This window comes from Mesocryomonas lacus (assembly GCF_055730135.2).
On record NZ_JBUZWE020000078.1, the window covers coordinates 1 to 266 of the forward strand.

Genomic DNA, 266 nt, shown 5'->3' on the forward strand with positions numbered 1-266 from the left:
GCGTCCCGCACCTGTCCCGCGATCGCCCCGTCGTCGATGAACACCTGGCTCGCGCCAAGGGAGCGAAGCAGGCCTTCCCGGTCCGGGCGTCGCGTGGTGGAACAGACGATCGCGCCCTCAGCCTTCGCGATGGCGGCTGCGGCTAGGCCAATGGAAGTCGTGCCGCCGCGGATGAGAAGTGTCTCTCCGGGGCGGAGGCGCAGCGCGATTAAGAGCGACCCCCAAGCTGTCTGGAGCATCTCGGGCAGCGCGCCGAGCGTCTCCCA

Annotated in this window: 1 pseudogene; it reads right to left on the bottom strand. The window is 69.5% G+C overall.

Going from position 1 to position 266, the window contains the following annotated elements:
• Positions 1–266: pseudogene (locus ACZLZY_RS25010) on the bottom strand (NADPH:quinone reductase); the annotation flags it as partial.